Origin of the sequence: uncultured Nitrospira sp. (assembly GCA_902500695.1) — a bacterium.
Taxonomy (GTDB): Bacteria; Nitrospirota; Nitrospiria; order Nitrospirales; family UBA8639; genus Nitrospira_E.
Map to the genome: position 1 here is coordinate 10835 of CABVRQ010000066.1, position 10713 is coordinate 21547.

Genomic DNA, 10713 nt, shown 5'->3' on the forward strand with positions numbered 1-10713 from the left:
CTGGGCATTGAAGAGAACTCCATTGTCATATATTCCATAGACAGCGGCTCGGAGTCTTTCTCCTGCCGGACGGTAGCACGACCATGTTCTGGGGGGAGAAGAACACGCAGTGGGAAGGCGGCTACTGCGTAGCCGACCGCAATCAAGTGGCCGAGTGTCATTGTTTTGCTCCGGACCCAGCAGAAGTTTATTGGAATGACTATAAAAACGAACCATGAGATTGGGCCCTGAAACGAAATTTCATCTCTTCATGTTCATGTAGGACAAAAATGGATTCGGCGTATCCCGGCCTACGCTGAAGGTGTATCTGTAAAATTCCTAAAAAAGGGAAGCGTCCCGGTGGGAAGCCATGGCTTCCCCTAGTCAGGATGAATCCGAGTAATCTTGGAGCCCTTGATCCCAATACCCGCCATCAACCCTTTCTGATCAAAAAAGAAGGCATAGATGTCGTCTTTCGCGGTCGTGGTCGTCATGGAACCTGCAAAGCCTTTGTCCACGATAACGAGGCTCGGACCCACCCCGATTTCCCATCCATCACTTTTGTCGAGATAATCAAGTGCCTCATCTTGCAAAAAAAACAACACATAGCCAAAAGATTGGACACCGGCCTGCAATCCGTATGAAGCCTCAACCGTTCGGTAATACCCTGCGAACATTCCATTTTTCAGCAGAGCACCGTCGCCAAAACTTGCACCGACCAAAAAGCCAGCCTTATAGACGTCCGGAAAAACGAGAATTCCCTTGGCGACCGCGCCAAAGTCTTTCGCTGTTTCGCTATGTGCATAGAGTTTAGCCAAGGCTTCTTGAACTTCCAGATCAATTTCATCTCCGGTCATCGCCTGAGCCGGTGCCAGGCCAATGGCCAGAACCATGAGGATCATGAAGGCCAGTGATAGTCCGATTCCCTGAATAGTCTTTCCCATGGGTGTCTCCTTAGAAGATTGAAAAAAGCATTTAATACGGAAGGGTTATCATAGCTTCCCCCGCATGCAAAAGCGGGGGAAGTGACAACCTTTATTGAGTGCGAACGTTTTTGAATCACTCTTCGCCATAGGGACCCATCAAGGCACGGGATATAGGATGTTTGGCTGACGATCCAAATCCTCCAACCTGATCGATCAAGACGCAATACAGGTAGACAAGGAGAGAACGATCACCCTTGGGGCACACCCCTCCACCGGCCTGCATACGGTTGTATTCGCGGCTCGCGTAGAAATGGCGATCGGAGGCCACATACATATCCCGCTCCCGGTATAAACATGCGGTGATTGAGGACCAGCAGTGAACGACTGAAGACGTCGATATTCAGCCAGACAAATGATTCCTCGACTCCCGTCATATCCGGGTTGGGATAGTTGCGAACCATTCTCATGATTCGGGTTCGACGCAATCTGGTGCATCACGTAATTGGCACAACCGCCATCGGCTTTGCTCTGCCCAATAGCGATAGGCCTCTTCCACATCGTCCCAGGAATGGGTTACGCCCCTCAGTCTCTTGCCGCCTGCTCGACGATCAGCGGCAGCCAAGAGCAACTCTCCTGTTTGGCCATCAGTCACCTTGATCTCCCCGCTGGCTTTCCCTACAAAGGAAGCCGTGCCCGTGGCGAGATATTTTAATTCACTCAGGACGTGCATTTGCGGCACAATGGTCGAGACGGTATCGATAACCGGCCAAGAGGCTTACCCCTCCGTGATAGCCGCTTTGATGAGCAGCACACCAGGACCCGGCTCATGCACGATTTCGTAATCTGTTTGAAGAGCCTCATGCAGCTTACCCCAAAGATCGTTTGCCAAACGCTGGCGATCCAGTGGGGACACATACTCGAGTTGGGAATCTTTCCTCCCAACCCAAACCGTCACCGGGGCAATCATCACCTTTTCATACGACTTCCAGTCGGCCTTTTCATTTCGATAAACCAGCAGGGCTTCATCGTCCTTGCCTTCATGCATCTGGGAATACACATCGCCGAGGAAGCCGGACTGTTCGACCGATCGGGCTTCGCGAGTGGCGCCGCAGCCACCGAGCGATCCCACCACACACACAAGTAACAATGTGTTCGTGAACACGTTGTTCCGCATCCGTCAAATCTCTTTCTTTAATTTGGAATGATACGTCACAAAAAATGTCATACTGGATTCTTAATCGCGGAGAATAATTTATCAGATTGTAAGGGGGGAGTGAAATGTTCCAGGTTCTTTTCCACATGGTGATAGCGACCTCCTACCCTGCTTCCCTCCTGGCTGGACCGATTCGGACTCCTTGAGACTACTTCCTTTTCTATTATGTATTCTTATGGCACTTCTCCTTGCCAATCATGGCGCTTTTCGGGGAACGCCATTCAATCAGAGGATGACTGGAGTGGCATTTGCAGTCATTTGTGGACAAATATTTTCCAAATTACGTTGGAATTTTTCATCAGTTCTGTTATGTAGGATGGCTCCTTCACTAGGCAACGAAAGATCACTCACACTCTTGGATGCTCAAGACCAAGGAGGTGTGAGCGTCAACTCATTTTGATGGACAACACCGCTTATGAGAAATTGGAATAGAGGTATATTTTTAGGCCATCTCACCACACTCGAACGCCTCAATGCCCTCACAGACGGTGTGTACGCAATTGTTATCACACTTCTGATGCTGGATCTGAAGATGCCTGAAACACCGGGACTGACACAGGGGCAGCTTCTTTCCGACCTACAGGAGCAAATCCCAAATTTTGTAGCCTATGTACTCAGTTTTTATATGGTGGCGTTTCTTTGGATGAGAAATTTTTGGATTCTCAAGCACCTCCAGAAATGCGATGAAAAGACATTCTGGTTGAACTTTGTCCATCTGATGTTTGTATCCCTTATCCCCTACGCGGCCTCGTTGCTCGGACATTACGAAGAAGATTTCATTGCAGTCATACTTTTCTCCGGAACTCTTGGTCTGGCCAATTTTTCCTTACTTATCCTCCACCGGCATGTGGCTGCCAAACGCGATTGGCATCTGGATGGGGCTCCCAAGCTATGGACAAACCCGAACTTGTGGGCCATGTACCCCGCCCCACTATTCGCGCTGGGTTCTATCCTCATCTCCTTCTATAACGTCAATGGAGCGATTGCCTTTTGGTTCCTCGTCCCGGTCTGGACACGTTTATTCTTACAGAAATAATTGGCCACAGAGGCAGGAACGCGCATCCGGTCAGATAAAAAACAATGGACTCCAATCGACAAGGACAGGAATCCCTGAGCCGACTCTGGTTGACGTTCACCATGTGTTGCGCGGTCGGAATTTTTTCTTGTGCCTCGCAGAACGTCGTATTGACAGGGTCGTGGGAAAGCACTGAGATCACCCATCCTTCTCCTTTTTTTTCCGGGGCTCGCGCGCCCGACACACACAGCCCTGTCATGTTGTTTTTGAATCAGTCTGGAGAATTCCTGTGGCTCGAACCTGAAGGAGTTTGCCATTTGGGAACATATCTCATACAGGCCAACGCTCTCCTTCTGACCGATTCGCAAGGAGGTGAACGTATTCGCCTTGACTATGCCATCCATGGTGATCAACTCAGACTGAACAGCCCGGATGGTTTTAGGTTCGATTTTCGAAGGGCACCCCGCCCGGCAGATGCGGATGCCAAACCCTGCAATCGATAGAAAGGAGATCCTGGTGGGAGCCGAAGAGGAAGAGTTGAAAATCAAAATTCGCAAGCTGGTCAAGGAGAAATTTGACGGTGAATTTCGTAAAGGCTTCGACCACTACGATAAAATCGATGGAGAGGATTCCAAGATCGGCTCATCCGCATTAGAGCAGCTCTTAACCGATGCCAAGGTAGGAAATTTTCTGACCCGAACACTATGGGTGGAAGGGGTCATGAAGGTACTCGACAAAGATAAGGACGGCGCCATTTCCTGGGATGAGTTCGCATCGATCCTTGAGGACAGCCCGCAAACCAAGGAGGAAACGGGCAAGGAGCCGGGAGATGATACCCCTGACAAATAAGTTTGGCGATTGGGAAGGGGAAAGCTTCCGGACCACTTTTCCAAGAATTCGGCACTAATCGAAGACGTCTTTTACTCAAACCAGCCCCGCACATAGAAAAATATTCCCAATCCTCCACCAAGCAAGACCATGAGACCAAGGATGATGAAATACCCATAGGACGTCTGAAGTTCAGGCATATTTATGAAGTTCATGCCGTAAATACCGGCAATAAGGGTGAGTGGCATGAAAATAGCTGAAATCACCGTCAGGACTTGAAGACGGTTGTTGGTGCTATTCTGCAGCGACAAATTGCAGTATTGGGATAAGACCTGTAGCCGCACTTCCAGACGTTCCAGCCAACGCTGCATTTGCTTTAACTCCTTCATGGCCTCTTTAAAATACGGTCGCACCTCATTTAATTCCAATAGAGGAGATTTCATCGTGAGTAAGGTTCCCATGAGAATGAGACGATCTTCGGTCGTAGATTGGAGACGGCTCACCTGATTAGTCAGGCGCTGAATTTCATCCAGCACATTGGCGGTTAAACGCTGATCAAAGCCATTTGATAATTCGGTAATCATTTGTCGAGTTGACTGGTACAATTCGATATCCCGATTAATACCCAATAACAGGATATGGAGAAGAAGGTCAGTGATAGTGGAAATGCCGAACCCTCCAAACCGAGTGATCCTCGCGAGGATTTGTTCTACGGGCAAGTAAATGCCCTTGTGAAGAACAATGAGGGTTTCTCCCACACAAATCACCGAAATATAGGGATCCTTAAAATCATGCATTGCGGGGCGCGGGATTCGAAAGAACAAGGCGTGCGGGAAATGTTCAACACAAACACCTCCGTCTTGGGATTCGATTTGGTCCAGCAGAGCGCCATCCAGATTCAAGGGTGCAAGGACCTCACGCAGCTCTTTGGTAACATCCGGGTAATCCACATCGAATAAACGGACGATCCCATCTGCAAGCCATGATGCCGTAGGCCTTTCCTCGGTGAGTTGAAGCAATCCCTTCTCTTGAAGCCGGAAGCAATGGATCTGCATTGAGAGGATCTTTCTAAGCTGATTGTTCTTACCAAAGATCTTGGAAGTCCAGGATCAAGTTAAAAATATAATCGTTCAGAGCAGAAGGCATAACAATGACGGCAGTTTGTGTTTGCCCAAACTGCCCATCACGGGAAGCAGGTTTGTCAGTGGAATTTCAAAAGGTTCGGTAAGATTCTTCTTGAGGGAAACCATAAAAGACTCCCTCCCCTTTTAGCCGGCATGAGGGTCTAATCCGACTGAATCGGATCTAACCCAAAAAGGCTAAAAGGACAAGCGGCGCGAGAATCAATCCCAATGCCCACTTCAGGCAAAGGTTTTCCTCTTCGAGTTCGACAAGACGTTCCGATAATTGACCGGTCGCCGGCTGCATCTCAATTCGTAATTGAGGTGCTGCTGCAGGAACGTTTTGGGAACTCTTGAATTTTCCTTGAGCGCCCTCATCCTGTGAAACCAGATGAAGCAATGTCGCCTTTTTTTTGTCAGGTTGAATGCGACCTTGCACAGGATACTTTCCGGCGGTTCTGTCTGCATTTCCCTGTTTTGGCCCTATCTGAAGCCCTAATTTGTCCGGACCTTCGTGTTGATCAGGTATCGCAGCTCCCAATGGATGCGCAATGATCTCATCCAGTGGATTTGTTCCGATTGTACTTCGTTTCGTCATACGCAACCTCTCCTGTAAAAAAGTACCCTGTCATGCTTGCCAATCAGTCACACCCGTTCCTGCTTGATCACCTCTTTTGCCAAAGCCCGATAGTCTTTTGTGCCATTCCCTTGTGGGTCATAAAGTGTCACAGGTTTTCCGAATGATGGACATTCCGCCAACCGAATACTTTCTCTAACCACCACCTTAAACACCTGCTTTCCAAAACGCTCCCGGAGTTGGGCAACGACTTCTAATGCATGCCGCGTGCGAGCATCGACCCGACAGGCCAGAATCCCGGCAACAGCCAAACCCGAGTTCAACCTGACACGGATAGTCTCCACCGTTTGAAGCAAATGAGCCAATCCACGCAAGGCCATGACATGAGCCTCTACGGGAATTAAAATTTCTCTGGCGGCTACCAACGCATTGATGCTCACTATGCCAAGCGTGGGCGAACAATCAAGAAGAATATAATCCCATTGATCAGACAGGTGAGCGAGATGACGGTTCAAGATCATCTCTGCCCCGACTTCCCCGGCCAACGCCTTATCCACCCCCACCAGCCAGGATGAAGAAGGGATCATTTCAACCCGAGGCACACAGGTCGGTTGGATGAGATCCTTGAGATTTCTGGATTCCGTAAAGGCCTCGAAAAGCCCCTTTCCCTCTTCGGCAATGCCATACCAGTTGGAGGCTGAGGCCTGGGGATCGAGGTCCACCAGCAGAACTCGACGCTTGAGTTCGCCCAGCGTCGCGGCAAGATTCACGGCGGTTGTCGTCTTCCCGCTCCCGCCCTTTTGGTTGGTGATGGCAATTACGCGACCCATAAATTGAGAAAGAGAATCCCCCTAATTATTGGCTCAGGAAACCGCCAGTGAAAGGTAAAAAAGACATGGACGAGTTTCAGCAAAGCCGCTTAAAAAGTCAAGGAGAACTGAACGTTCGTCACCCCATCCTACTCAGCTAATAGTTTGTCCGGCGGCACTCTCGAGGAGAAGGATATCACGTTGATAATGGTAGAGAGCATCAAGGTATGCCTCTTGAATATCGTTTCTCGTCTGGTGGGCATCAAGGAATGACAGAATCGCGGTGTTCCCAGCTTCGTAAGACTCCTTCACGTTATCAAACAGGGACTGAGCGGCATTCAACGCCTTGGCTCGATAGGCTTCCACTAACCGGCGACTTTGGACCAGATGACGATGTGCCAGATCAACTTGAGCATGCGCCTCATTCAGCGTCTGGCGTAAGTCGGCCTCGGCTATTTGAACGACGGTGGCGGCTTCCTGTATGCCGCCCTGATTCCTGTCGAACACGGGAAGGGGGATGCCCACGTTAAAGGTCCATTGCTGTTGATTGTCAGGCCCCCTGGATCCCTGGACCATGAACCCGAGATCCACCGTCACATCCGGGTACTGAATAGCGAAAGCCAGTTTCAATTCAGAGCGACGCTTTGCGTACAAGAGACGCTTGGCCCGAACGTCCGGTCGCGTCTCTTCAACCCGTGTTTTCAATGCATTGATATCAGGGACGATCGCCTGGAACGTCAGGTCCGTTGTCAGTTCTAATTCAGTTTCCGGGGGGAGGGATAAGAGCAAGAGGAGGTCGGCCGTGGCGGAATCGATGAGTTGAAGATCACGGATCAACTCATATTGTGCATCCACCATTTGAATTTTAAGCCGGATAAGGTCTTTGTGGTTGCCCATCCTTTGTAACTCATCCGTCATTTTTTTCACCACACTAGAGAGGTGATCGCGGGTCTCTTTGTCGAAAGCCAGATGGCGACGTGCAACCTGAACGCGGTAATACGCATCCTTCAGTGCGAAACTGAGTTGTCGAAGCGAGTCTTCAAACCCGGCTTCGGCTGATTGCGTCCCGAACTCCGCACTTTCAATACGGAACCCGCGTTTGCCGGCCACGACAAAGAGTTGACTCAGGACGGAGCTAATCGCTCCACAGTCAGAGAGTTGGCAATTTTGTGTGTAGGAACTCAGGGTGTTGATGGAGAGTTCGGGGTTCGGGAAGAGGCCGGCGGTGATCTTTTGGGCCTGTGCGGTATCGATGCCATATTTGGTTTTAAGGAGATCCAGATTTTGACGGAGAAACAAGACAATGGCCTCATCCAAACTCAGACGCTGGACAACTGGCTTCTCTCTTGCAGGCTTGTCTTCCTGCTCTCCCGCCATTGCGCTGCCGACACTTCCCAATCCTAGCAAGCTGAGAAAGCCCATGATGATGCATGCCTTCAGGAATAATCGAATCACCGGCATTGGCCTTGCGTGGTCGTGAAAGCGTGAAAAAGGGCAAAAGAAATATTGGAACAAATCATAAGCCGGGATCTTTAGCTGATTGGCTGAGCAGCGGCACTCTCAAGAAGCAGGATATCGCGTTGATATTCGTAGAGTGCGTTGATGTAGGCCTTATCAATCTCTATTTTTGTCCGAAAGACATCGAGCAGATGCAGAATCGTGGTCTTTCCCGAATGGAAGTCATCCTCCACCCTATTAAGCAGAGCCTCGGTGGCATCAAAGGCACCCGCGCGGTACGTCTCGACCAACAGACGACTTTGTCCTAAATGTCGATAGACCGTGTTTATTTGATGATGAACTTCATTGAGGGTCTTGCGAAGGTCGGCTTCTGCAATATGTACTTTGGTGGCGGCTTCCTTGATGCCTCCCTGATTTCTGTCGAACACGGGAATAGGCATGCCCAAATTGATGGTCCATTGCTGTTGGTTGTCAGGCCCTTGAGGTCCCTGGACATTGTACCCGAGGTCCACTGTCACGTCCGGATACTGGTTGGCTATCGCGAGCTTCGATTCTGAGCGGCGCTGAGCCAACAGCAGACGCTTGGCGCGAAGATCCGGTCTGGCATCTTCCACGCGCTTCTTTAAAGCCACAATATCTGGGGCAATCGGTTGGAACGTCAGGTCCGTTGTCAGTTCTAATTCAGTTTCCGGTGGGAGAGTCAAGAGCAGGAGGAGATCGGATCTGTCCGAATCAATTTGTTGAATATCCCCGATGATATCACCTTGGGTTCTCACCGCTCGAATTTGGAGGCGGATTACATCCTCCGGATTTTGTATCTTTGTAGATGCACCGCTCAGTTTCTCGATAGCACCATTGAGCCGGCTAAACCTCTGTTCATCGTCCGCCAGAAGGCGACGCCCCACTCGAACCCGATAATAGGCATCCTTCACGGCAAAACTAAGTTGTCGAAGCGTGTCTTCAAACCCGGCTTCGGCTGATTGCGTTCCGAACTCCGCACTTTCAACACGGAATCCGCGTTTACCGGCCACCAGAAAAAGTTGACTAATCACCGGCATAATTCCTCCGCACTTACCCAAGTTACAATCCTGCGTGTACGCGCTGAGGGTATTGATGGAGAGTTCGGGATTCGGAAACAGGCCGGCGGTGATCTTTTGGGCCTTGGCGGTATCGATGCCATATTTGGTTTTAAGGAGATCCAGATTTTGACGGAGAAACATGGCAATGGCTTCATCCAAACTCAGACGCAACACCGTGGGGTCCTGCTTCTCCAAGTTCCCCTTCCCTCTTGCAGCCACCGCTGGACTCAGACTCAATATCCCCGTGACCATTATCACGATCGTCAGGAACCAGGTCCCCATCCCCAATGTCCAGCCCCAATTACCTCTCACTGGATAGAGATATTGTGTAGCCCATCTACTGGTCATGCCTTCCCTCCCTCCTGACAACTCACGAAGCAAAATTATGCCTTCTGGGTGCCTGCTCCCCGCTTCCCCTTGCGCGTCGACGCGCGACAGTGCGTACATGCGAGGGCAGGCTTCACGGGCAGGCTAAATAGGGCTGTCTTTCTGGTCCAACCCAATATATCCATGGATACATGGCGCCAGCATAGCTCAAAGATTCATTCCGTTGCCACATGCCATAGACCCAAGAGGACTTTCTTTACTGCCAAAATTTCTTTTGCGTCCACTGTCATTTTTGACAGTTACTCCCAGATTAAAAAGTTTGCCATTGAGAGCCTTGTTAGCGACGTACATTTAACTAAATGAACCATACGTTCTCTGAATTTCCTTATTTGGGATGTTTCCCCAAAATTGCTAAGCTAGTATTCTTCTTCAATGTACAATGTACTGATTTTCCTTACACATAAAGGAGGAATGAATTCATGAAGGTGAATGTTCATCGCACAACTCTGATCGTGGTCATCTTTCTTTTTCTCTTACAAGGATGCGCGGCCACGCAACAACGACGAGACGTGGTCAAAACCGGTTTTCTGAGTGCGAGTGAACAATCCATGCTCACGGAAGGGAAGGGTGACCATGAGGCACTCCTACACTACATCAACCCAGATGCGGACTGGCGTTCCTACGACAAGATAATTCTTGATTCCGTGGCGGTCTGGAAAGACAAAGAAACGAAAGATGTGTCTCCCGAAAATCTTCAGATGCTGACCGATTTTGCCTATAGCCACCTCCATGAGGCACTGACCAAAGACTATGCCATTGTGGGCCTATCCGGACCTGGCGTCATGCGTGCAACCTTTGCCATTACCGAAGCGGAGGCTTCAAGTCCGGGGGCGGATGTGGTGACGTCTATTATCCCTCAAACCAGAATCCTGACCGGCGTCAAAGGCCTTGTCGCGGGCGGCAAGCCCGGCTTTGTGGGAACGGCCGGCATGGAGGTCAAGATTACTGACGCCCAAACCGGAAAGATTCTGGCGATGGCCGTCGACCGGCGCGGGGGGACCAAAGATCTCAGCGGAATGACCAACGAATGGAATGATGTGGAGAAAGCTTACATCTATTGGGCGGCTGCTTCTCGCTATCGGTTGTGCATGCTTCGCGGTGAATCGAATTGTGAAAAACCTGAAGCATAGAAGATACCGACATACCGACCGAGTCGAAGTTGGGCGGTACCCTGCGAGCAGCTGAAAAAACTAGTGTTGTTCGTCTTGGGCGCAGAGTGTCTTCAGGCCAATAAGTCCGTGCAATGCTCGGGCTTTCCTTCTTATGTGATCCCAAAGTAAGAAGCACATTCAGTTGCCAGACACCGTCAGAATCAATTGAG

At 50.1% G+C, this 10713-nt stretch carries 10 protein-coding genes and 1 pseudogene; 3 read left to right on the forward strand and 8 right to left on the reverse strand.

Annotated features, from left to right (window positions below):
• Window positions 1-359: 359 nt before the first annotated feature.
• The 3 genes and pseudogenes from AAH187_RS14700 to AAH187_RS14710 form a co-directional block, all read right to left on the reverse strand.
• Window positions 360-923, reverse strand: coding sequence for a lipid-binding SYLF domain-containing protein (locus tag AAH187_RS14700; protein WP_342349222.1), 564 nt, complete (start codon window positions 921-923; stop codon window positions 360-362).
• A gap of 115 nt (window positions 924-1038) precedes the next feature.
• On the reverse strand, window positions 1039-1239 hold the full coding sequence (locus tag AAH187_RS14705; RefSeq protein ID WP_342349223.1) for a hypothetical protein: 201 nt from the start codon (window positions 1237-1239) through the stop codon (window positions 1039-1041).
• Window positions 1240-1368: 129 nt separating this feature from the next.
• A pseudogene (locus AAH187_RS14710) lies at window positions 1369-2079 on the reverse strand (DUF3313 domain-containing protein).
• A gap of 454 nt (window positions 2080-2533) precedes the next feature.
• On the opposite strand from AAH187_RS14710, the gene AAH187_RS14715 reads away from it, so the two are divergent.
• Both AAH187_RS14715 and AAH187_RS14720 read left to right on the forward strand, forming a co-directional pair.
• A complete protein-coding gene (locus AAH187_RS14715) occupies window positions 2534-3154 on the forward strand; it encodes a TMEM175 family protein (RefSeq protein WP_342349224.1) in 621 nt (206 codons plus the stop codon).
• 459 nt (window positions 3155-3613) lie between these two features.
• Entirely contained in the window at window positions 3614-3982 is a 369-nt protein-coding gene (locus tag AAH187_RS14720; RefSeq protein WP_342349225.1) for a hypothetical protein, read from the forward strand.
• Between the two features lie 71 nt (window positions 3983-4053).
• Here AAH187_RS14720 and AAH187_RS14725 read toward each other — a convergent pair whose 3' ends face one another.
• The 5 genes from AAH187_RS14725 to AAH187_RS14745 all read right to left on the reverse strand — a co-directional run bounded on the left by AAH187_RS14725 (window position 4054) and on the right by AAH187_RS14745 (window position 9353).
• On the reverse strand, window positions 4054-5016 hold the full coding sequence (locus AAH187_RS14725; protein ID WP_342349226.1) for a CorA family divalent cation transporter: 963 nt from the start codon (window positions 5014-5016) through the stop codon (window positions 4054-4056).
• 250 nt (window positions 5017-5266) lie between these two features.
• Window positions 5267-5680, reverse strand: a complete 414-nt coding sequence (locus tag AAH187_RS14730; RefSeq protein ID WP_342349227.1) for a hypothetical protein — start codon at window positions 5678-5680, stop codon at window positions 5267-5269.
• A 47-nt stretch (window positions 5681-5727) separates the two neighbouring features.
• The gene (locus AAH187_RS14735) at window positions 5728-6489 is read right to left on the reverse strand and encodes a ParA family protein (RefSeq protein WP_342349228.1); all 762 of its coding nucleotides are present in this window, start codon (window positions 6487-6489) and stop codon (window positions 5728-5730) included.
• 132 nt (window positions 6490-6621) lie between these two features.
• A complete protein-coding gene (locus AAH187_RS14740; protein WP_342349229.1) occupies window positions 6622-7890 on the reverse strand; it encodes a TolC family protein in 1269 nt (422 codons plus the stop codon).
• A gap of 110 nt (window positions 7891-8000) precedes the next feature.
• Complete coding sequence (locus AAH187_RS14745; protein ID WP_342349230.1) at window positions 8001-9353, reverse strand: TolC family protein; 1353 nt, start codon at window positions 9351-9353, stop codon at window positions 8001-8003.
• A 458-nt stretch (window positions 9354-9811) separates the two neighbouring features.
• Here AAH187_RS14745 and AAH187_RS14750 point away from each other — a divergent pair, with 458 nt between their 5' ends.
• On the forward strand, window positions 9812-10522 hold the full coding sequence (locus tag AAH187_RS14750) for a DUF3313 domain-containing protein (protein ID WP_342349231.1): 711 nt from the start codon (window positions 9812-9814) through the stop codon (window positions 10520-10522).
• Window positions 10523-10713 lie beyond the last annotated feature (191 nt).